Origin of the sequence: Vasconcelosia minhoensis LEGE 07310, from assembly GCF_015207255.1 — a bacterium.
GTDB lineage: Bacteria > Cyanobacteriota > Cyanobacteriia > Phormidesmidales > Phormidesmidaceae > Vasconcelosia > Vasconcelosia minhoensis.
Window position 1 is genome coordinate 58,859 of sequence record NZ_JADEXG010000013.1, and the last position, 21,547, is coordinate 80,405.

At 56.1% G+C, this 21,547-nt stretch carries 22 protein-coding genes and 2 pseudogenes; 11 read left to right on the forward strand and 13 right to left on the reverse strand.

The window, feature by feature from the left end; genetic code table 11:
- Window positions 1-21: 21 nt before the first annotated feature.
- Window positions 22-555: a pentapeptide repeat-containing protein gene (locus IQ241_RS26415; protein ID WP_228021482.1), complete on the reverse strand. Its 534-nt coding sequence runs from the start codon at window positions 553-555 to the stop codon at window positions 22-24.
- A gap of 1,122 nt (window positions 556-1,677) precedes the next feature.
- Here IQ241_RS26415 and IQ241_RS26420 point away from each other — a divergent pair.
- Window positions 1,678-5,355: pseudogene (locus tag IQ241_RS26420) on the forward strand (PKD domain-containing protein); the annotation flags it as partial.
- A gap of 447 nt (window positions 5,356-5,802) precedes the next feature.
- On the opposite strand, the pseudogene IQ241_RS07655 reads toward IQ241_RS26420, so the two are convergent.
- Window positions 5,803-5,892, reverse strand: a pseudogene (locus tag IQ241_RS07655) (winged helix-turn-helix domain-containing protein); the annotation flags it as partial.
- A gap of 141 nt (window positions 5,893-6,033) precedes the next feature.
- Here IQ241_RS07655 and IQ241_RS07660 point away from each other — a divergent pair.
- Window positions 6,034-7,104 (forward strand): PDDEXK family nuclease, encoded by a 1,071-nt coding sequence (locus IQ241_RS07660; protein WP_193905830.1) that lies wholly within the window; start codon window positions 6,034-6,036, stop codon window positions 7,102-7,104.
- 41 nt (window positions 7,105-7,145) lie between these two features.
- Here IQ241_RS07660 and arsH read toward each other — a convergent pair whose 3' ends face one another.
- The 7 genes from arsH to IQ241_RS07695 all read right to left on the reverse strand — a co-directional run bounded on the left by arsH (window position 7,146) and on the right by IQ241_RS07695 (window position 12,522).
- The gene (gene arsH / locus IQ241_RS07665; protein WP_193905831.1) at window positions 7,146-7,790 is read right to left on the reverse strand and encodes an arsenical resistance protein ArsH; all 645 of its coding nucleotides are present in this window, start codon (window positions 7,788-7,790) and stop codon (window positions 7,146-7,148) included.
- 93 nt (window positions 7,791-7,883) lie between these two features.
- Window positions 7,884-8,327: an ArsI/CadI family heavy metal resistance metalloenzyme gene (locus tag IQ241_RS07670; protein ID WP_193905832.1), complete on the reverse strand. Its 444-nt coding sequence runs from the start codon at window positions 8,325-8,327 to the stop codon at window positions 7,884-7,886.
- Window positions 8,328-8,644: 317 nt separating this feature from the next.
- Window positions 8,645-9,055 carry an arsenate reductase, glutathione/glutaredoxin type gene (gene arsC / locus IQ241_RS07675; RefSeq protein ID WP_193905833.1) on the reverse strand — a complete coding sequence of 137 codons (411 nt, stop codon included), beginning with the start codon at window positions 9,053-9,055 and terminating at the stop codon, window positions 8,645-8,647.
- A gap of 24 nt (window positions 9,056-9,079) precedes the next feature.
- The gene (locus tag IQ241_RS07680) at window positions 9,080-9,718 is read right to left on the reverse strand and encodes a class I SAM-dependent methyltransferase (protein ID WP_193905834.1); all 639 of its coding nucleotides are present in this window, start codon (window positions 9,716-9,718) and stop codon (window positions 9,080-9,082) included.
- Between the two features lie 37 nt (window positions 9,719-9,755).
- A complete protein-coding gene (arsB, locus tag IQ241_RS07685; RefSeq protein WP_193905835.1) occupies window positions 9,756-10,910 on the reverse strand; it encodes an ACR3 family arsenite efflux transporter in 1,155 nt (384 codons plus the stop codon).
- Between the two features lie 62 nt (window positions 10,911-10,972).
- The gene (locus IQ241_RS07690) at window positions 10,973-11,974 is read right to left on the reverse strand and encodes a PstS family phosphate ABC transporter substrate-binding protein (RefSeq protein WP_193905864.1); all 1,002 of its coding nucleotides are present in this window, start codon (window positions 11,972-11,974) and stop codon (window positions 10,973-10,975) included.
- A gap of 167 nt (window positions 11,975-12,141) precedes the next feature.
- Window positions 12,142-12,522 carry an ArsR/SmtB family transcription factor gene (locus IQ241_RS07695; RefSeq protein ID WP_193905836.1) on the reverse strand — a complete coding sequence of 127 codons (381 nt, stop codon included), beginning with the start codon at window positions 12,520-12,522 and terminating at the stop codon, window positions 12,142-12,144.
- A gap of 129 nt (window positions 12,523-12,651) precedes the next feature.
- On the opposite strand from IQ241_RS07695, the gene IQ241_RS07700 reads away from it, so the two are divergent.
- From IQ241_RS07700 to IQ241_RS07735, 8 genes are all read left to right on the forward strand, one after another.
- Complete coding sequence (locus IQ241_RS07700; protein WP_193905837.1) at window positions 12,652-13,470, forward strand: DUF4351 domain-containing protein; 819 nt, start codon at window positions 12,652-12,654, stop codon at window positions 13,468-13,470.
- Between the two features lie 94 nt (window positions 13,471-13,564).
- Complete coding sequence (locus tag IQ241_RS07705) at window positions 13,565-13,939, forward strand: 4a-hydroxytetrahydrobiopterin dehydratase (protein WP_193905838.1); 375 nt, start codon at window positions 13,565-13,567, stop codon at window positions 13,937-13,939.
- 91 nt (window positions 13,940-14,030) lie between these two features.
- Window positions 14,031-14,903 (forward strand): inositol monophosphatase family protein, encoded by an 873-nt coding sequence (locus IQ241_RS07710; protein WP_193905839.1) that lies wholly within the window; start codon window positions 14,031-14,033, stop codon window positions 14,901-14,903.
- A 180-nt stretch (window positions 14,904-15,083) separates the two neighbouring features.
- A complete protein-coding gene (locus IQ241_RS07715; RefSeq protein WP_193905840.1) occupies window positions 15,084-16,262 on the forward strand; it encodes a transaldolase in 1,179 nt (392 codons plus the stop codon).
- A gap of 374 nt (window positions 16,263-16,636) precedes the next feature.
- The gene (locus IQ241_RS07720; protein WP_193905841.1) at window positions 16,637-16,972 is read left to right on the forward strand and encodes a DUF1830 domain-containing protein; all 336 of its coding nucleotides are present in this window, start codon (window positions 16,637-16,639) and stop codon (window positions 16,970-16,972) included.
- Window positions 16,973-17,095: 123 nt separating this feature from the next.
- Complete coding sequence (locus IQ241_RS07725; RefSeq protein ID WP_193905842.1) at window positions 17,096-17,536, forward strand: DUF4079 domain-containing protein; 441 nt, start codon at window positions 17,096-17,098, stop codon at window positions 17,534-17,536.
- Between the two features lie 4 nt (window positions 17,537-17,540).
- The gene (locus tag IQ241_RS07730) at window positions 17,541-18,083 is read left to right on the forward strand and encodes a hypothetical protein (protein ID WP_193905843.1); all 543 of its coding nucleotides are present in this window, start codon (window positions 17,541-17,543) and stop codon (window positions 18,081-18,083) included.
- A 4-nt stretch (window positions 18,084-18,087) separates the two neighbouring features.
- Window positions 18,088-18,879 carry an ABC transporter ATP-binding protein gene (locus tag IQ241_RS07735; protein ID WP_228021481.1) on the forward strand — a complete coding sequence of 264 codons (792 nt, stop codon included), beginning with the start codon at window positions 18,088-18,090 and terminating at the stop codon, window positions 18,877-18,879.
- A 16-nt stretch (window positions 18,880-18,895) separates the two neighbouring features.
- Here IQ241_RS07735 and IQ241_RS07740 read toward each other — a convergent pair whose 3' ends face one another.
- Window positions 18,896-19,627 (reverse strand): response regulator transcription factor, encoded by a 732-nt coding sequence (locus IQ241_RS07740; protein ID WP_193905844.1) that lies wholly within the window; start codon window positions 19,625-19,627, stop codon window positions 18,896-18,898.
- A 221-nt stretch (window positions 19,628-19,848) separates the two neighbouring features.
- Here IQ241_RS07740 and IQ241_RS07745 point away from each other — a divergent pair, with 221 nt between their 5' ends.
- The gene (locus IQ241_RS07745; protein ID WP_193905845.1) at window positions 19,849-20,097 is read left to right on the forward strand and encodes a DUF6761 family protein; all 249 of its coding nucleotides are present in this window, start codon (window positions 19,849-19,851) and stop codon (window positions 20,095-20,097) included.
- A 45-nt stretch (window positions 20,098-20,142) separates the two neighbouring features.
- On the opposite strand, the gene grxD is transcribed toward IQ241_RS07745, so the two are convergent.
- From grxD to IQ241_RS07760, 3 genes are all read right to left on the reverse strand, one after another.
- Window positions 20,143-20,466, reverse strand: a complete 324-nt coding sequence (gene grxD / locus IQ241_RS07750) for a Grx4 family monothiol glutaredoxin (RefSeq protein ID WP_193905846.1) — start codon at window positions 20,464-20,466, stop codon at window positions 20,143-20,145.
- A gap of 73 nt (window positions 20,467-20,539) precedes the next feature.
- Complete coding sequence (locus IQ241_RS07755) at window positions 20,540-20,779, reverse strand: BolA family protein (protein ID WP_193905847.1); 240 nt, start codon at window positions 20,777-20,779, stop codon at window positions 20,540-20,542.
- Window positions 20,780-20,830: 51 nt separating this feature from the next.
- Window positions 20,831-21,424 (reverse strand): hypothetical protein, encoded by a 594-nt coding sequence (locus IQ241_RS07760; RefSeq protein WP_193905848.1) that lies wholly within the window; start codon window positions 21,422-21,424, stop codon window positions 20,831-20,833.
- Window positions 21,425-21,547 lie beyond the last annotated feature (123 nt).

A 21,547-nucleotide genomic window follows, 5' to 3' on the forward strand; every position in this document is an offset into this window, starting at 1 on the left:
ATGGCGGCAACTAGTGAAGATTTATCTTCCTTTCCCATCTCCAAACTGAGGCCCAGCTACGATGGAGCCATCGGGCATGACAGTATCCCAGATCAAATTTCCGCCGCGGCAGAGCAACTGGTTGGGTGTCATAGCTCCATTGAAATTAGCATCAGCCAAGACGGCATACTCAAATGGGCCGATCTTGACATTACGAAAGAAAGCACTACAGGCATTCATGTGGTTAAGGACAGTTCCTGTCAGGTCAGCTTCATCGAAGATGCACCAATGCAAGTTAGCGGAATGCAGACAGGCGTCTTTGATGATGGCTCGCTTCAACACAGCACTTTCCAAGCAAATCCCGGAGAGGTCGGCTCCGGTGAGATTAGCCTCAGTCAAATCGACCTCTCTCAGGTAAGAGCCTCGCAGGTTGATCTCTCGCAAATCAGCACCTCGAAGAGTGACCTGCTCACCATTGATATCTCTCTCGGATTCGATCAGTTTGATTCCTCGAAAGTCGCGCTCCCCGTAGTCGTAACGAATCAACAATTCCTCTGGAGTAAGTTCCCAAACCATGACCAAACGCCTTCTTTAGATGACATTATTCAGTCTACTGCTGTTACTTTGTGGAATAGCTTTTTTACTTTCCTCACTCCATTCAATCTGTCACTTCTTATTCAAGACCTCCCCACCGGCCAACTCGCCGAGGCCCAAATCACCCGCTTTGACATCCAAGGCCGCCCCGTTGCAGGCACCATCCTGATCGACGATGACGCCAACGGCACCGGCTGGTTCATCGACCCGACACCCTGGGAGAACTCCGAATTCAGCCTTCACAACACCGAGTATAACTTCCAGGCCACCCCAGACTCCATCGCCTACGGACGCTACGACCTGCTCACCACTATCCTGCACGAGCTCGGCCACCTGGCAGGCTTTATTGCAGGCAACAAAGGCTTCGACCACCACGTCCACAACCACACCTTCACCCACGGCGACCTCAGCGTCGCCCTCACCGCCGACGGCAGCCACCTCGCCGATCCGCTGCGGCTGCTCAGCCCCTACCTCACCCCCGGCATGCGCAAGCTGCCCTCCGAGCTAGAGCTCCAGCTGCTCGCCGCCATCCGTAATCACACCGCCGATAGCCACAATTCCGGCACCGCGCTGAGCGCCGCCATCCATAGCGACCCCCTCATCGGCATCAGCAACGGCGACTTCGAAACCCTGCTGGCCCAATGGCAGCGCCGGGGAGCCGTCCAAACCACCCCATTTGCCTCCTCCACCGCCGTCTCCCTGACCGAAGACAGCCCGCTGCTCAGCCAGCTCAGCCAAACCTTCGTGCTGCCCGACGACCCCAGCCAGCGTATCCTCAGCTTCGACCTGATCGAAGCCACCCTGGGTCAAAGCACCCGCCGTCCCCCCGACGCCTTCGAGGTCGCCCTGCTCGACGCTCATACCCTTAAGCCCCTGGTTGGTACCGTTGGCCTCAGCCATACTGACGCCCTGTTCAACTTGCAAGCCGACGGCAGCCTCTATCTTGACGATGACGTCAGCGTCACTACCCTCGCCAACGGCCAGCGCCGAGTCAGAATCGACCTCAGCGCCCTTGCCCCCAGCACCACCGCCACGCTGTACTTTGACCTACTCGGCTTCGGAGCCGCCGACAGCCTCGTCCGCATCGACAACATCACCCTCGGCAGCGGCAACACCCCACCTGTCACGAATGACGACACAGCAGCCCTAACCCAGGGCCAAACGGTTCGGGTAGACCTGCTCAGCAACGACGTTGACCTCGACGAAGCCCTAAACCTCAGCCAGTTCGAGCTAGTTAGCCAGCCCGTTTACGGCAGCCTCAGCCGCGACGCCCAGGGCAACCTGCTCTATACGCCCTTCGACGGCTATGCCGGCAGCGACAGCTTCGCCTACACCGTCACCGATAGCGCAGGCGAGACCTCTAACCTGGCCACCGTCACGCTAGAGGTTGCCAACCTCGCCCCGCAGATCCAAACCGTTGCCCTGCCTAATTCCGCCACCGAAGGCGCAGCCCTCAGCTTCGCTGCCACCGCCACCGACCCCGGCAACGACACCCTGACCTACACCTGGAACTTCGGCGACGGCACCGACCCAGTTGGCGGCCCCACCGCCAACCACACCTACGCCGACGATGGCCAATACAGCGTCACCCTCACCGTCACCGACCCCTACGGCGGCACCGCTACCCAAACCCAAACCCTGATCGTGGGTAACGTCGCGCCAACGATTGTTGAAATCAATCGCCCCACCGGCCTCCACGTCCTCACCGACTACGCCGACATGCGCGCCCTCAAAGACCAGGCCCAGAAACTCTGGAGCTTTGAAGGCCGAGCCGGAGGCACCAATACCTACGAATTCGCCATCGGCCCCAGCGGTGCGCAGTCCGACCGCTATCAGCAGGCCGAGTATGTCTGGCAAAACGGTCAGCCGGTTGCCTGGTCGCTCGAATGGCAGTCCAATCAGGTCGTCTTCACCATCGCCGGTCAGCCGCTCACCTACCCCATCGGCGATGCCGCTATCCTCAACGCGCTGTCCTTCCTGACCAAGGTGAATACCACCAGTCAGCAGCAGGTCGCCGAAGGCACCTCAATGGCGTTGGAAGTCCAGTCGGTAAACGGCACCCACTTAGACACGCCGATTACGCTCGCTAGCGTTGGCCCCAACCAAGATCAGGATCTCGACCAGATGCTGCTGTACCAGCAAACCCCAATTTCGACCCTCTCTGGGACGGCTCGGCTAACCTGGCCAGACAGCGGGCCGAATCCGCACCTGAAGAATAGTCAGGGCCGGGTCACCTTCATCATCGCGGGCTACCAGGTAGAGCCTGCTGCTGAGCCCGGAGTCAGCCAGCCCACCGCAGTCGTCGCCATCGACGGCACCACCCAGCTGAATGAGGGCGATACCCTCAGCCTTAACGCCCTGGCCACCGACCCCGGCGATGACACCCTTACCTACAGCTGGGACTTCGGCGACGGCAGTGAGCCCGTCACGGGCCAAACCTCTGACCATATCTACACCGACGATGGCATCTACACCGTCACCCTCACCGTCAGCGACGAAGACGGCGGCAGTACCACTCAAACCTTTAACGCTACCGTCCGCAACCTTGCGCCTACCGTTGTTGAACTCAACACCCCCACCGAGCTCAACGAGGGTGACACCGCCGCCTTCAGCGCCCTGGCTACCGACTCCGGCAACGACGCCCTCACCTATATCTGGGACTTCGGCGACGGCAGCGAGCCCGCCTCCGGCCCGGCCATCAGCCATCGGTTCCTGAACAACGGCGTCTACACCGTCACCTTGACCGTCAGCGATGACGACGGGGCTGAAACCGTTGAGACCCGCACCGTCACAGTTCATAACCTGGCTCCAGTGATTACCGACTTCACCGGCAGCAACAGCGCCGACGAAGGCGAAGCCATCACCTTCAGCGCTGCGGCTACCGATGCGGGTAATGATGCCCTCACCTATACCTGGCGCTTTGGCGACAGCAGCGACGTAGTCACCGGTCAAACTGCCCACCATACCTTCCTCGATAACGGCACCTACAGCGTCACCCTCACCGTCACCGACTCAGATGGCGCAGCTACAGTCGCAACCCGCGAGGTGGTCGTCAACAACGTCGCCCCGGTGGTCGTCCTGGGTCAGACTCAAACCGTAGTGGAGGGCGAGACCGTCCGCTTCAGCGGCAGCTATAGTGACCCCGGCCTGCTCGATACCCATACCGTCGTCTGGTCTTTCGGCGACGGCACCACAGCAGAAGGCGACCTCGAACCGACTCACGTCTTCAGCGACCAGGGCACCTACAGCGTCACCCTCACCGTCACCGACAAGGACGGCGCAGCGACGACTGAAACCCTCAGCGTCACGGTCTTGAATGCGCCACCAACGATTGTTTCTCTGTCAGGCGATACCAGCGTTAATGAAGGCGCAACGGCTCGCTTCAGCGCCCTAGCGACTGACCCCGGTGACGATACCCTCACCTACACCTGGGACTTCGGCGATGGCAGCGGGCCAGTGACTGGCCCAGCTGTGAACCATGTCTATGCCGACAACGGCGTCTACAGCGTCACCCTCACCGTCGCCGATGAGGACGGCGGCAGCACCCGAGATACCCTCACCGTCACCGTCAACAACCTCGCGCCGACTATCAGCAGCATTGCCGGTCGCACCCAGCTCAGCGAAGGCGAGACCGAAACCTTTAGCGCTGTGGCTACTGACCCCGGCAATGATAGCCTGCTCTACCGCTGGGACTTCGGCGACGGCTCAGGCCCGCAGCTGGGCCAGTCGGTCGCCCATACCTTTGCTCAGAACGGCCTCTACACCGTTACCCTGAGCGTCATCGACGATGACGGAGCAACCACGACCCAAATCTTTGAGGTGACGGTTCACAACGTCGCGCCGACCGTCAGCGCGGGTCCTGACCGCACCCTCTACAATGACCAGGCTGAAACCTTCGGCGGCAGCTTCAGCGACCCCGGCCTGCTCGATACCCACACCGTCGTTTGGGACTTTGGCGATGGCACGGTCGTCTCGGGTCTCAACCCCAGCCATCGCTACCATCAGGCCGGTCAGTACACGGCGACGCTGACGGTGACCGACAGTGACGGCGCTGTGACTCAAGACACGGTCGCCGTCATGGTGAAAGAGCCCCCCAAGGTATCCATCTCTGACACCACCGTCATCGAAGGCCATGGCGGCAGCCGCTATGCCGTCTTCACCGTCAGCCTCTCCGAAGCCAGCCTGCGTCCGGTGACGCTGGACTACGCCACGGCCAACGGCACGGCTAAGGCGGGCTTGGACTACCGGGCTACCGCTGGAACGCTAACCTTTGCCGCCGGGCAAACCTCACAAGTGATTGTGACTGAGATTATCGGCGACCGGCTCGACGAGTCCGACGAAACCTTTTTCGTCAATCTCTCCAACCTCAGCCATACGACGCTGCTCGATGGGCAGGCGGTGGGCACCATCATCGACGATGACGAGTCACCGACGCTCACCCTGACAGCGCAGCCGGGCTACCTCTGGCCGCCGAACCACAAGATGGTGCAGGTCAATGTCAATATCCAGGTCAGCGATGACTTTGACGACAGTCCAAAAGTGGCCCTGGTCTCGATTACGTCGAATGAACCGATCAACGGCAAAGGTGACGGCAACACCAACTACGACTACGAGGTCAAGCCCGACGGGCGTATCTTCCTGCGGGCAGAGCGCTCCGGCGGCGGCAGCGGTCGCGTCTATACGCTGACCTATAGCGCGACTGACAGTGCCGGTAACGTCACCTTCTCCTCAGTCGATATCGCCGTCGCTCATGACCAGGGCAAAGGCAAAGGCAAAAAGTAATGACGCAAACTGCTTTGAAACTCCTAGAACCTAAGCCGAATCAGGCTGCCATTGGTAATAATTCATAGGTACTATTTCCTATGATTAAAGGGTAAGCCTGGACCTGTTCATTGGCTCTGCACTCACCCTGATTGGTGGGGTTACGGTTCAAGCTAAGTACCTGAGCATTGAAATTTACATAGAAAGAATTGTCATTCCGAGCATAGCGAGGAATCTCTCAAGTATTGATGCTTCTAGGATAGATACCTCGACAGGCTCGGCATGACATCAAGCTCTCCTTTGTAAAAAATGTGTAATTAATTTTGTTCGACTACTTATTAGCTGGCTTAGAGAAGGTTGCTCGCCAAGAGCAAAGAAAAAGGCAAATAGGGGGCCGGCTTGGACCCTGGCAAAAAGGTACTATAGGGGCTGAACTCCCCTCTGCACAATTGTTTTAGCTTTTAGTCTCTCGGGACCCTGCTCATAGGCTCGCTTTAGGGGACGCTGCGGACTGTAACCCCAGCGCTTGAGATATTCGCCGTGTCCACAGCGCACTCTCGATGCCGTAGTCCTCTAGATAACCGTCTCGCATCGAAGCTTGCGATCGCGCCTATTGCAGAGCTGTACTTATGCCTATAGCCCAAGGGTACTCTAGCAACAGCAAAAGGGATATTTAGGTGGATGCTGAGAAAAATCGGGATGTCCTGGCAGTTTGAAAACGAAGCGCTGCTAGAGAATTTTCTGCAACATCATCTTGAACCGCTTTTAGGCTTGAAGGTCCTGGGCCAGCAGCATGTCATTCATGGCCAAATCTGTGACCTAATTGCAATTACTCCAACTGGGCAGCTCGCCATCTTGGAACTCAAGAATCAAGAAGATCGCTACATTGTCCAGCAGCTGACCCGATATTTTGATGCCTTGATCACAGAGAAACCTTTTCAAGCGGTTGCAGACTACGGTCAGCCGGTTCGCCTGTTGGCGATCGCACCCAGCTTCAGCCGCGATACCTTCACTGACTGCAAATACAGCCAGCTCACAATTGAACTCCTGATTTTTCGAATTCTCTTATCAGATACAGCCTACATCCTAGAGCTTGAGCAGCTTGATACTCAAGAAACCCAAACCGCTGTCATTCCCTATCAACTGACTCAGAATCAACGAGAGCTGCCACCGCCACCTAAATCACTGCTGTCCCTGATAACAAAACCCTCGCCATCCACGAGAGAGCAGGTAATGTCTCTACGGCAGCAAATTCTGAGCTTTGACGATCGCATTAAAGAAATCTCTAGCAGCGGCAGTATCTTCTATGGAAACGGCAAAAGTAATCCCTGTGCAGAGCTCCGCTACGACGGTCGGCGAGAGCAGGTCGCTCTCTTTCTATGGCTGCCCCATAGTGTTTATGTCTCGCAGCAAAATTTCGTTGCACGGCTCCGGATTTGGACAGACTGGGTACTGGTATCTGATCTGGCTCATGTTCCTAAAGGGTTAGGACGGACCATAACCATTCAAGAATGGCTAGACGGCGACCTTCAACCCACGAGTAAATTTATTCCAAAAAGTCGTTGGTATAGAGAGCGATACTGGGAAGATGAAGTCTGGCGAACCAAATTCATCAATGATTACCGTGACAGTATTGCAGTAGCTCATTACAAAAGGGGCATCGCCATGACACTAAAAGGCTACCAGAAGTTGACCGAGCGGCCTGATCTATCGGATCGGCTGAGCGCGATCGCACAGCTTGCCCTAGACATCTGGCTGAGTCGGCTCTAAAGCTGTATAGGTTCATTCTGAGATCGCGCTCTAGCCCATAGTCAGCTCAACGCTTTTTTAGCGGTTTCTTCGAGCTGCTTAGCGGCGGCGGCTTTGCGCTCGCTGTAGCGATCGGTCAGCTCATCTACCCGTTCGCGCAGCAGCAGCGTAAAGCGGTAGAGTTCTTCCATCACATCCACGACGCGATCGCGGTAGGCCGACTCCTTCATGGTGCCGTCTTCGTTAAACTCCTGATAGGCTTTGGCCACCGATGACTGGTTGGGAATAGTAAACATCCGCATCCAACGTCCCAAAATGCGCATCGTGTTAACCGCGTTGAAAGACTGCGACCCGCCCGAAACCTGCATCACCGCTAGGGTTCTGCCCTGGGTTGGGCGAACGGCCCCGAGACTGAGCGGAATCCAGTCGATCTGAGTTTTCATCAGTCCAGAAATGTTGCCATGCATTTCTGGACTCGACCAGACCTGCCCTTCTGACCAAAGGGAAAGCTCTCGCAATTCCTGTACTTTGGGGTGGGTGTCGGGCTCGGCATTGTGCAGTGGCAGCCCCCGAGGGTCAAAAAATCTCACCTCGGCACCAAAATCCTCAATAATGCGAGCCGCTTCTTCCGCCAGCAGACGGCTGTACGATCGTTCTCGCAAAGAGCCATAGAGAAAAAGAATTCGAGGCGGATGGTCAAAACCCATTGTCAGCTGTCAGTTTAAGTCTGATAAATTTAACATCTGTAGGCGAACAGGGTGAAATAAAGCTGCGCAAAGACTGGCTAGCATGGCATGATTCTAAGCACAGCAGCTGCTCTGAATCTGGGCAGGCGCGTCTGTTGCATGGACAGTCGCTTCAGGAGCCGTATCTGCAACCTTGACCACAAAAATCTCCCAGCTCATACCGTCGGGGTCAGTCACCCAGACTTTATCCTGCAAAGCATAGCAGCAGTCGGTATCATGCTCTTCGAAGGTGGCGAGTCCAGCGGTTTTGAACCGCGCGATCGCGGCTCCCACAGCCTCGCTGCTATCCACCTGAATCCCCAGATGGGATAGCGTTCCATGGGCAGACACCGCATCACTGACGTTCAGGGTCAAATTCAGCCCCGGATTCTCCAGATCGAATTTGGCATAGTCTGCCTTGTGCTTCATCGGCTCAGTGCCAAACATAGCCCGATAAAACGCAATAGAGCGGTTGAGGTCTGCAACTCTTAGAGCAACGTGAGTTTTGAAAGTAGCCATGGGTCACTCCTTTAACATTTCTGTAATGACAAAATCAATAGATTAAAAACAAACAGAAGAGATGGATTGATTCACGAACATTCAGAGCGGTTAGGGACGTGCATGTTAATAACGTACTAGCCATCAGCACCGGAGCCCACTCTTCGAGAAGAGCAAGCTCTACATCCCCAGCCCTTCTCCCGAGGGGAGAAGGGAGCCGGATTCAAAGTCCCTCTCCCCCGGGCGAACCGGTACGCTTCCGTTTGGCCGCCCTTCCAAGTTTTCAGGTAACGCCCTCTCCCCCGGGCGAACCGGTACGCTATTTAACTGTTAGTCCCTTAGGCCGTAGCCGCTTCTGGACTCAGCTTCGCAATTAGGGACTCTACTCGCGTTTTCACCTCATCCCGCACCCGAGGAAAGATTTCTGGCTGCTCCGCCGGGTCATCCAGCTGCCAGTCGTCAAAATACTCCCGCGTCACCCATTCCGGCGGCAGATTAACGCCGCAGCCGCAGAGAGAAATCACCGCGTCGAAGTTCTCAGGGCTGAACTCGCTCAGCGCATTAGAAGTCTGGTCGCTGATGTCGATGCCGACTTCTTTCATGGTTGCGATCGCCTCTGGCCGTACCTGACTCGCCTCCAGTCCAGAGCTGGTCACCGCAATCTTGCCAGCCCCTAAAGTCTTAGCAAAACCTTCAGCTATCTGAGACCGGGCCGAATTTTTCCGACAGACAAACATGACACGTTTCATAAAGTAATTCTCCTAGAATCTAGGTTAAGGTTGATCGTCAGCTTTCTCAGGCGCGGCGGTAGCCACCATCAGTCCCCAAATCAGCCCAAATCGTACTCGTCTGCTCTGCACTATGCGGAAATCGCTAGCAGCCAAAAAGGTCTCTAGCTCAGCCAGGGTATAGCATTTGCGATAAGCCGAATCGGTCAAAGCTAAAAACCAGTCACACAGCCGACACACCCAAAAATCTCGGCACCAGTCCAAGATCACCACTCGGCCTCCGCGTTTTAGCATCCGGTCCATTTCTTGCAAAGCCTGCTCTGGTTGCTCGAAATAGTGGAAGGCACTGGCACAGACCACCACGTCATAGCTATGGGGAGTTACCGGAATGCTAGAGACTGAGGCTACTTGAAACATGACCTGCGGATAGTGACCGCATTTTTGTCGGGCTACGGCCAGCATTCTTTCGGAAATATCAATGCCGGTCATGATTTGTTGGGGCTGATCGGTCAGCACCAGCCGTTCGAACTCTCCGGTGCCGCAGGCTATATCAAGGACAGCTTCACAGGGGGCAATGGCAGCCCAAGCTTTCAAAAAAGAAAGGGTGTTGGCGATGTAGGAGCGCCAATGGGAGTCGTAGCTTTTTGCCAAGCGGTCGTACTGGCGTTGGATGATAACTTCCATGCATTTAGCAGTTTAGGAATAACAAACTAGGACACCATCAGGGATTTACCTTCAAGCAGCGAGGATCAGGCAGGGATGCTTTCTCGGGTTCGCGGGGAAACCAGAAAGCGGTGCGCTGGCAAACTTTGACCAGCATCAGCATGAGCGGAACTTCGATCAGCACCCCGACTACGGTAGCCAGAGCGGCACCTGAGTTAAGGCCAAAGAGGGTGACGGCAGTTGCGATCGCAACTTCAAAGTGATTACTCGCCCCGATCAGCGCCGCCGGGGCCGAGTCTTCGTAGGCCATGCCCAGCTTTTGTGCTGCCACGTAGGTGATCAAAAAGATAAAGTTGGTCTGGATGAACAGCGGCACCGCAATTAACAGGATGTGCAGCGGATTACGGACAATCAGGTCGCCCTTGAAGGCAAACAGCAGAACCAGTGTGGTCAGCAGCGCAATGATTGAAACTGGGCTGAGAACTTTCAAAAACACGCCTTCAAACCAGGCTTTGCCCTTATGCCGCAGAATCCAGCTGCGCGAGACGGCTCCCGCCAGCAGCGGCAGGCCCACATAGACCAGCACCGAAAGCACGATCGTTTCCCAGGGCACGGTCAGGTTATTTGCCGCCAGCAGCCAGCGACCCAGCGGCGCATAGAGAAACAGCATTGCCAGAGAATTGATCGCCACCATCACCAGCGTGTGGCCCTGGTTGCTAAAGGAGAGGTAGCCCCACATCAGCACCATTGCTGTGCAGGGGGCAATGCCCAGCAGAATCGCCCCAGCAATGTAGGAATCCGCGATCGCAACCTCTGCCCCGCGAATCAGCTCAGTACCCGCCAGCAGCGGTCGAAACAGCCAGCCTAAAAAGAACTGAGCCAGCACCACCATCGTGAAGGGCTTGATCAGCCAGTTCACGACTAGCGTTAGGGCAACGGGTTTGGGCGTCTGAGCCGCCTTTTTGGCCTGACCAAAGTCGATCTTCACCATGATCGGATACATCATGAAGAACAGACAGATGGCGATCGGAATCGAAACCTGGTAAATGCTCATCGCGTCCAGAGCGACGGCGACGCCGGGCAGCAGGCGACCTAGCAAAATCCCGGCGACGATGCACAGCGCCACCCACACCGTCAGGTAGCATTCAAAAAAGCTCAGCTGGCCACCGGCTTGGACAGCCTTTGGATGGACGTTTTCTGGATTAGTACTCATCTAGCCCTCTAAAATTTCTTTAAGCAGATGGGGACATAGCCTGGCTACGCCTCCCAGCAAAACTAGAACCGCTTGGTTTTCCGCAGCAGTTCGGCAATGGTCAGGTTGGGTTGGGGTTCGCCGCCAAAAGCAGTGCCCACTTCTCCTTCGTGAAAATTTACCCAGGCAATGTGATAGCCTTCCTCCGGTAGAGGCACATAACCACCCTCAGTCACGACTTCCGGCGCGGTCTCTAAATAGAACTTGATAAACTCTCTCAGAGCCGGGTTGGACTGGGCGGATGCGAAATTGACGTAGATAAACAGCGGTCGGGATAGGGGCTGATACTCGGCGCTGGATACGGTGGCTGCCGAGGGCAAGGTGGGACCGTTCCCTGCATCTATGGCCAGGGCTTTAAGGTCTGCTTGATTTTGGTCGTAGTAAGCAAAACCAAAGTATCCCAGAGCATTAGGATCTCGGCTAACGCCTTGAACAAGCTGTTCATCATCCTCACTGTCGGCGAAGTCGCTGCGGCTATCTTCTCCCACGACCACCTCTGTGAAATAGTCATAGGTTCCTGAATCCAATCCTGGCCCGTAGAGCGTAATGGGCTGATCGGGCCAGCTAGAGTGGACCTGGCTCCAGCGAGTTATCTTTCCTTCAGCGTCAGGTTCCCAAAGCGTTTTGAGTTCTTCAAGGGTAATATCCTCTGCCCAAGTATTTCCTTGGTTAACCACGACGGTCAGCGCATCAAAAGCCACAGGTAGCTCTAGGAATCGCACCCCGGCGTCATCACAGGCGGCTATCTCGGCATCGAGAATAGGCCGAGAGGCATTATTAATGTCGGTTTCTCCAGCGCAAAACTTCTCGAAGCCACCCCCGGTACCAGAGAAGCTGACGCTAACGTTAACGGGATTTTGCTGCATTTGATTATAGGCTTCGGCGATCGCTTCTGTAATCGGAAAAACCGTGCTGGAGCCATCAATGGTGATGGCTCCTTGAGACTGGGTTGCCTGAGATGAGCAACCCACTGCGATTAATCCCAGCCCCAAGGCCATCGCCCCGGGGCGCGTCAGTTTCTTCATGACCTTATTTCTAGTTTCCTCCCACACCGTCACGTAGCGGTCAAAGAAACTCAGCGGGCCGCCTGCCTGGACGGCCTTCGAAGGACTATTTTCTCGGCTACTACTGGCTCGGTTAGTACTCATTTTATATTTCTATAATTATCAAAATGATAGTCAAAAAAAGGTAATCAGTCACAGCAGGGTAAGTTGGTCAGGTCACAAGCCTCTGCCAACTCTCCAGCCTCAAAATCAACCACCTGATTACGAGTGCAGCATTCCTCAAATAGAAAGCCGATTAGATGCTTCAGTTCCTCTGCCCGGACGCTATACCAGATCCACTGACGATCTTTCTCTGCGGTGACGAGGCCCACCTGGCGCAGCTTATCCAGGTGATGAGACAGGGTCGGGGCGGCAATGCCCAGCTCCTTTTGAATCTCTCCTGCGGGCAAGCCCTGGGGATGGGCCGACAGCAGCAGCCGCACAATATTCAGCCGCGAGGGCTGCCCCAGCGCCGCAAAGGCGGCAGCAATGGGTTCGGTAGACTGCTGAGATTCACTGCTTGTTTTCATGTTTTTATGATTATCGAAATACAGAAAATTGTCAAGCCAGTTTGGTTTTTTACTGCTGATAAGCATTACCAACCCTTGAAAGGACTCTTTGCCCAAGTGCAGCGCTGATCAGCTGCTAAACTCGCGGATATGTTCGACGCGATCTGCAAATACCTGGTCGAGACCTTCTCAGCCGACTTTGCCCAATGGCTCCTCGGCAAAGCCGTTAGTTTTAGCGAACTCAGTCCCTCAGAACTGCTGCTAGAGCCTATTCGCGCCGATGCTCTGCTGCTACAGTCCGAACAGCAAATTTTGCACCTGGAGTTCCAAACCCGGCCTGATCCCGCCATCCCATTCAGGCTATTGGACTACTGGGTAAGGATTCATCGGCGTTTGCCTGAGCGAGAGATCCGTCAGGTGGTGATCTACCTGCTTAAGAGTCAGTCACCGCTGGTACATCAGACCGCTTATGTGCATGAAGGGACTCAACATTCCTTTGAGGTGATTCGCCTATGGGAGCAGCCGACAGAAGCCTTTTTGTCCTCGCCGGGACTGCTGCCTTTTGCCGTTCTCAGCCGTACCAATAGTCAAGCATCGGCCTTACGACAAGCCGCCGAGCGGATTGACGCGATTACAGACCGAAACATTCAGAGCAACCTGGCTGCATCTGCGGCGATTTTAGCTGGGCTAGTATTAGAGGAAGGGTTAGTTGAGCAGATTCTGAGGAGAGAGCTGATGCAGGAGTCGGTAGTTTACCAGAGCATCAAGGCTGAGGGATTGCGGGAAGGTCTTCAGCGCGAAACTAATTTAGTACTGCGGCAACTGGATCGGCGCGTGGGGATGGTGCCTGCGGAGCTAGTCGCTCGGGTAGAGGCGCTACCATTGGAGCAGCTAGAGGCTTTGGGAGAGGCGCTGTTAGATTTTGAAGCGCAGGGTGATTTAGCGAGGTGGTTAGAGACAAACGGCTAGGGGAACGCCCTATGAATAAGGCTGATTTAGAACGCTACTCGCATCGAAATGAGCAAGAGCTAAACTAGAGTCACCGCATTACAGACTCTGCATTATGAAAGCCGCCCTCGCTCAGCAAACCTGCACAGCCTGCTTCGGTGATGCCTCGCCCGTCAGTGAGGCTGAGATGCCAGCGCTCAAGGCTCAGATTCCTGACTGGGAGGTCGTGCGGACGGACGGGCCACCGAGGCTTCAGCGACAGTACAAGTTTTCTAATTTTAAGCAGGCGCTGGCCTTTACCCAGCGGGTGGGCGAAGCCGCCGAGGTGGAAAATCATCATCCGGCGCTGCTGACCGAGTGGGGCAAGGTGACGGTGACCTGGTGGACTCATGCCATTGGCGGGCTGCACCAAAACGACTTCATCATGGCGGCAAAAACGGATGAGATCTCAGAAGCAAAGTCCCAGCCGTCTCAGACGCGGATTTACTAATCCGGTAATTTAGCCCAGCTGGCATGGCAGGCACTATTCAGAATCGGCGACTTCGGGTAAAGATGGTAGGTGTTGCCTCAGCCGATGCGCTATGCTCAATTCGCCTTCGCCGCGTCAAATTTTAGCTACCCTGCTGCCCTATCTGCGGACGGCGGCGGCCTATTCTCGGCAGATCCAGGCCAGCATTTCGGCCCGCCCGGATAAGTTTGACTCTGATAACTTCTACGCCACCGCCCTAACCGATGCCGACCTGTCGGTCCAGACCTTCATCGAGGTGGCGCTGCTGGGGCATTTTCCCAACCTGCGCTTTTTTGGCGAGGAGCACGAAAAGTCTTACAACACCGGCTACTTTCGCTCGATTGAGCTCGGGCCGCAGGACGACTTTCTGGTGACGCTGGACCCGGTGGACGGCACCCGGCTATATATGGACGGGCATCCCAACTATCAGATTATCCTGACGATTTTGAACGCTGACCGGTTTGAAGCCGCGATCGCGCTCAGCCCGGCCCTCGATACCTACTACTATGCCCTGCGCGACCAGGGCACCTTCCGGGGGGCGCTGGCCGATGATCTGGAAGACTGCCAGCCGCTGCGAATTGCCAATCCCGAACCGATCGTCCTGCTGGGCTGGGATACGGGCCATTTTGCCGAGCAGCTGCGGCCCCATTTTGAGCTAATCGACGTCAAAGCCGACTATTCCCAGGAGACGGCCATTCCCAACGTCAACGGCATCCTCACCGGCGACGTCAGCGCCGTCATTTTGAATCGCGGCAAATTTATTGACGGCGGGGCACTGGCCTTCATGGCCCAAGAGATGGGCTACAGCCTGTCGGCCCACGACGGCTCGCCGCTGCCGCGATTAGCGGACTGTGAAGCTGGGGACTGGCCAGGATTAGTCGTGGCGGCAACCGAATCGATGCATCAGCAGCTGGTTTCTCTGCTTCGGGAAGCGCGGCCCGAATAATCTCAAATGAGAGGGGCATTAAATCTGCCCCGATCTGCCCCTAATTCGCCCCAATCTGCCTCAGGGCGAACGAAAAGCTCAAATCAGGCTGACTACAATAATGGATGTATGGAGACAGGTAGAGATAGATAACTATAAATATCGATATAGTTTAGACAACATTACCTCAAGGAGCACATGATGGCCCAGAGCTTACTCGCCCAGCTGCGTACCATGACCAAGGTGGTTGCCGACACCGGCGACATCCAGGCAATCGAAAAATTTAAGCCGCAGGACGCCACCACCAACCCTTCGCTAATCACGACGGCGGCTGAGATGCCAGAATATCAGCAAATCGTTGACGATACCTTGATGAAGGCTAAGCAAATCGCTGGGGTAGGCGCCTCCGATCAGGAGGTAGCCGCTCTGGCCTTTAAGCGGCTGGCGGTCGCCTTCGGGCTGAAAATTCTCGAAATTATTCCCGGTCGGGTTTCTACCGAGGTCGATGCTCGCCTCTCCTACGACACCGAGGGTACGCTGGAGATGGCCCGCGACCTGATTTCCCAGTATGAGGAAGCGGGGGTGGGGCGCGATCGCATCCTGATCAAGATTGCCTCCACCTGGGAAGGCATCCGGGCTGCCGAGGTGCTGGAGAAGGAAGGCATTCACTGCAACCTGACGCTGCTATTTGGAATTCATCAGGCGATTGCCTGCGCCGAAGCCGGGGTGACGCTGGTCTCTCCGTTTGTGGGACGGATTCTGGACTGGTATAAAAAAGACACCGGGCGCGATTCCTACCCGCCCACCGAAGATCCCGGCGTCCAGTCGGTGACGGAAATTTACAACTACTATAAGAAATTTGGCTACCCCACCGAGGTGATGGGCGCTAGCTTCCGCAACATCGGCGAAATTACCGAGCTGGCGGGCTGCGACCTGCTGACGATTTCTCCCAAGCTGCTGGCCCCGCTGGACGAAACTGAGGAAGATCTGCCCCGCAAGCTCTCCCCAGACAAGGCTAAGTCGATGGAAATTGAAAAGATTCCCATGGACAAGGCCAGCTTCGACCGGATGCACGCTGCCGACCGGATGGCGTCAGAAAAGCTGGACGAGGGCATCAGCGGCTTTACCAAGGCGCTAGAGTCGTTGGAGCAGCTGCTGGCAGAGCGGCTGGCCAACATGGATGAGAAAGGGGTCGTCAGCGACGCCGCTGAAAACGTTTTCCGGGCCTATGACTTGGACGGCGACGGCTTCATCACCCGAGAAGAATGGATGGGCACCGATGCCGTATTCGATGCCCTCGACCGCGACCACGACGGCAAAATTACGCCCGAAGAGATGGGAGCTGGATTAGGTGCTAGCTTTCGCCTAGCCAAGGTGTAAGGCTCTTCCCGAAGTGATCGGCAAGCAGAGCACTGCTCCTGAGATGGATGAGTGGTGCCTGCCTGTTTGCGTTATCTAACTGGCATCTGTCATTGGGTAGATGCGTCAATAAAAATCCCGAATCTTTGTTCTTTCAAATGATTGACGTCTTGGAAAAGCATTGAAAAGAATCAGTAGCGTTACAAAGCCTAAGAACTATCACAAAATATTGACCTACTGATTTCAGCAGATGCCTTTTGGGTTTACTTAAGCTAAGTTCTATCTGTGGATGTGAAGAGATGGGACGCCTTGGTATTCACCTTTACAGATGCCGGGATCGTCAAGTGTTAGCTTTTAACTGTCATGCTTTTTAGCAGTCGTTCCCCATGTTCCCTATGGCTCAGATAATTGATCCCCTGCCGCTCGATACCTCCGAGTGCAGCCTCTGTTGCTATGTCAACGCAACCAGCAAAATCCAGATTGCACGAATCACCAACATCGAGAACTGGTATTTTGAACGGGTCGTTTTTCCGGGGCAGCGGCTGCTATTTGAAGCGATGCCAAAGGCGTTGCTAGAAATCCATACGGGCATGATGGCCAGCTCTATTCTGTCCGACACGATCCCCTGCGAACGGCTGGCCGTAGAGGATGAGGCTGACAGTAGCGGACCTGAAAAGCTGGTGGAAGACCAGGACCAGGCAGACGCGATCGCGGCCACCGCTGGCGACTAGGCGCTCAGCTCTAGGCGGCAATTTCCTCTCAGCCCGGCGCTACCCTCTCTTGGAAGGCTGGTAGCGCCGGGCTGATTTCGCCTAAAGTAGTAGCGGCAAACATTTTTAACCGCATTTCTACCGTTGGATCTTCCCTCCTTCCTTTGGCTCTGGCGCATCGCCGCCTGGTCTATGGGGCTGTCGCTAACTGTCTATACGCTGCTGGGGCTCAGCGGCGGCTGGATTTTCTACCGCCGCCAGCAGCAGCAGGGCCGCCCCGCCTGGCTGCGACCGCTGCACTATACTATGGGCATTACGCTGGTCGGTCTGATTCTGCTGCTGCTGGCAATTGGCGTGGTGGGCACGGTGGGCGAATATGGCAATCTGGGGCATTCCTGGCATCTGCCCGCCGGCCTTGCCGTCGTTGGGCTGGTCGGCGCGTCGGCCTGGAGCGCCAGCCGGATTGCTCCCCAGCGGCCCTGGGCGCGATCGCTGCACCTCAGAATCAATATTGTCCTGTTTTTGGCTTTAGCCGCCGTCACCCTGTCCGGCTGGATCGTGGTGCAAAAATATTTGGAATCCTAGCGAGATGCCTAAGCCCGACCAGTTTCAAATTTCACCCCTGATTCGACTGACGCTGCTCAGTCTGTATGTGGCCCTGGTGCTGCCGCTGCCGGTGCTGGCGGAAGTAACCCAGACTTCGGTGCCGCCTGCCCTGCTGTGGATGGGCGCAGTCCTAGGCGGAACGGTGCTCTACGGGGTCCTCTCCGAACGGGTGCAGGTCGATGCTAAGGGCATTCGGGTCACCTATCCGGCCTGGGTACGGCTATTTTTGCGCCGCGGCTGGGCGCTGGACTGGTCTGATGTCAAAGCGCTCAAGCCCCGCTCGACCGGGCAGGGCGGCCTGGTCTATTATTTTGTCAGCCAGGCCGAAGACCGAGCCTACCTGCTGCCGATGCGGGTGGTCGGCTTTGCCCGCCTGGTGCGCTATGTGGAAGCTCGGACCGGCATCGACACCCGCGATGTGAAGCCGCTGTCCCAGCCCTGGATGTATCTGATTTTGCTCGGCTTTACCCTGCTTTTACTCGGCGTAGACGGCTGGACGCTATGGACGGCAAACAGCCTGGGGTAGCGGTTTGGCAGAAATTCCGGCGCAAAATTCGATAAATAAGTCAGCAGAAAAATCGGCAGAGGTCCGATTTGAGCGGGTCAGCCTGCGGGCACCGGCGGGGATTGCCACCGTTTTAGCCGACCTGTCGTTTGCGATCGCGCCGGGTGGGTTTGTGGCGCTGGTGGGGCCGTCCGGCGCGGGCAAAACCTCTTTGCTGCGGCTGATCAACCGGCTGGCCGAGCCTAGCGCGGGCCGAATCTACCTGGAGGGTAAAGACCTCAAGCAGCTGCCGGTGGTAGAGCTGCGGCGGCGGGTGGCGCTGGTCAACCAGGAAAGTAAGCTACTAAATATGACCGTGCAGCATAGCCTGGGCTATCCGCTGCGGCTGCGGGGGCTGTCGGCAAGCCAGATTGAGACAACGGTGCTGGACTGGGCTGACCGGCTGAAGATTCCCGCTGACTGGCTGGCGCGGACGGAGGTAGAGCTGTCTGTCGGACAGCAGCAGCGGGTGGCGATCGCGCGATCGCTCCTAACCCAGCCCCAGGTGCTGCTGCTAGACGAGCCTACCTCCGCTCAAGACCTCGGCTACAGCGAATTTCTGCTCTCCCTACTGGCCACTCAGGCTCAAAACCAGCGGCTGACGGTGATCATGGCCAACCACCAGCTCGACCTGGTGGAGCGCTACGCCACCCAGCTGCTGCACCTGCACCAGGGCCGATTGGTCAACAATTCACCGGCCCACCAGGTCAACTGGAGCGCCCTGCGGGAGCAGATTATCGACGCTGAACAGCGAGAGCAGGCCGACTGGGATGATTAGGCAGGACCAGCTTGAGCTAGGCAATGTGGCTGCTGGGGACGGCGGCCACCGGCTCTGGCCGCGCCTGGATACGCTCCACGTTGAGCCGATAGCCGACGTTACGCACCGTCTGGATGATGCTCGGCTGGCGCGGGTCGTCCTCTATCTTTTTGCGCAGGGAAAGGATGTGGGTATCGACGGTGCGGGGATTGTCGATAGCATCGGGCCAGGCCCGACGCAGCAGATCGGCCCGGGTTAGAGGGGAACCCTCGGCCTGAGTCAGCACGTAGAGCAGGCTAAACTCTTGGGGCGTTAGGTCAATAAACTCGTCTTTATAGCGGACTCGCCGCTGCACCAGGTCAATGTTGAGGTCGCCGCTGCTGAGGGAAGCCGGCGCGATGCGCTTGCGATTGCGGCGGGTCAGGGCCTCGACCCGAGCCAAAAACTCCTGCATGCCGAAGGGTTTCTTGAGATAGTCATCGGCCCCGGCCCGCAGGCCAGCCACCACATCCCGCTCAGCGGTACGAGCCGATAGGATTAGCACCAGCGGGCTGCCGCGATGCTGGAGCCAGCGACAAAGCTCCAAGCCGCTTTCGTTCGCGAGCTCCGGTTCTAGAATCACCAGATCGGGCTGGCGTCTTTGGAACGTTTCCTGTGCCCAGGTAATATCTGCGGCCTGATGAACCTGGTAGCCTGCCTGCTGGAGGTGCCAGCTGAGCAAGGCCCGGAGGTGGGGATTTCCTTCAACAATTTGAATACAGGCGCTCACAGAACAATCAGTGCATTAAAATGCCGCTAATAATTTGATCATTCAAAGACTAACAGAGCTACTGTTCAGGTTTTGTAATCGCCGTTACGGTAGATTTGGCTTCATCCGTATTGGATCGATGAAGAATGCCTTTTATCACCAAAGATGGGGCCAAAAGCCCCTGCAACTCGCTAAATTAGAGATGATGACTGACAAGCGATCGCGATACAGGTCTACCCCCGATGCTCCAAGATGCTAAAACCATCCGATACTATCAGCGGATTACCGATGCCTTTGTAGACTATTGGGACAAGGGCTATCGCTCAGATGAGCTGAGGCTGTACCTGGAAGGCTATATTGCCTCGCTGCGCCACGCCGACGCCATTGAACCCTACCTGATTAATCAGGTAGAGCAGGAAGCAATTAGCTATCTCTACGATATTTCTAATTTTGTTAGACCGCAGGCCGAACCTGAGCCCGATTATTATTAACTGCTATAGGGATTCGGCATAGCCAAACCCCTACGGAGCAAACCGCTAGGACGCCAGAGCGACTTCGACCATTTCCTGGAGTTTGTCCTGCTGATAGAGCTCAATCAAAATATCGGAACCCCCTAGAAACTCGCCATTGACGTAAACCTGGGGAATCGTCGGCCAGTTGGAATATTCTTTAATTCCCTGACGAATCTCAGGATCAGCAAGAACGTCAGCGGTCTCAAAGGGCACACCGAGTACGTTGAGAATCTGCACAACGTTATTGGAAAAACCACACTGGGGCATCAGCTTGTTGCCCTTCATGAAAACCATGATCTTATTCTGCTGAACCAGGGTTTCAATTCTTGCTCGCGTTTCTGGGGACATAGCGTTTATTCAAGGTCACAACTTCAACCAATTGTAAGCCGCGAATTCGATAATGTCGCACTGCAATGTCGCACTACAGCTCGGCGGGCGTAGCCGTCTTAAGGGACAGAGCATGAATGGCCTCTGAAGACATTTCGGCCTGCACCGCCTGGTAGACCAGCTGATGCTGCTTGACCAGGCTCAACCCTTCAAAGGCGGATGAAACGACCGCCACCTGATAGTGATCGCCGCCGCCGGTGAGGTCTTGAACCTCCACTTGGGCATCGGGCAGACCTTGTTTAATCAGGGTTTCGACTTGAGCTGGGGTAATCATACTTATCCCTCGAGTGAGCAACTATCAGCAATAAACCCTTGCTATTATCGCCTACTCGCTGGGGGAATCACCGCCCCGGGGGTAGGGAAACTCAACAAAGCCCAGCTCAAACAGCTGCTGATAGGCCTGCTGGCCCAGTTCGCGGGTGGGCTGCTGGCTTTGAACGACTTCGACCAGTAGCGGTACAGCCTGCTCCGGCTGGCTCTGGGCGCGATACACCAGGGCCAGCTGATAGGTAGCCTGGTCGCGCATTTCAGCCGCGGTCAGAGCGCGCTGCCGTAGGCTGTCATTGACCCGGCTGTCAACGCCGGTAAAGACGCCAGAGAGCTGCTGATAAAAGCCAGATATTTTGTTAAACGACTCCCGCGCCGACTGGAGCTTTTGCGCCGCTAGGGGATAGTCCTGAACTGAAATAGCCTGTTCAGCTTCCTGCATCAGCACTTCCCCCGAGGCAATTCCTAAGGGACTCCCAGCCTGATCCAGCGGGCGGGTTGCCTCAGCGGGCGTTTCTGGAGCTGCCTCGGCGTCTGGCGTTTCCGCAGGTGTCTGAGCGTTTACCGTGAGCGGATACCCGATTAGCGCGCAGCTGGCGAGTCCTAGCAGAGCAGCGACCCGGGAAAACCGAATTTTGGCGAAAGAAGTCATAGTCTTAAACCCTTGAAATTTAGGCGGGCAAATTTTAAGCGAGTAAATTCAAGCTGGAAAGCAGCGGCCCATTGATGGCTGGCGGCACCGGAGCCAGGCGAACAAAACGCTATACAGCAGGCC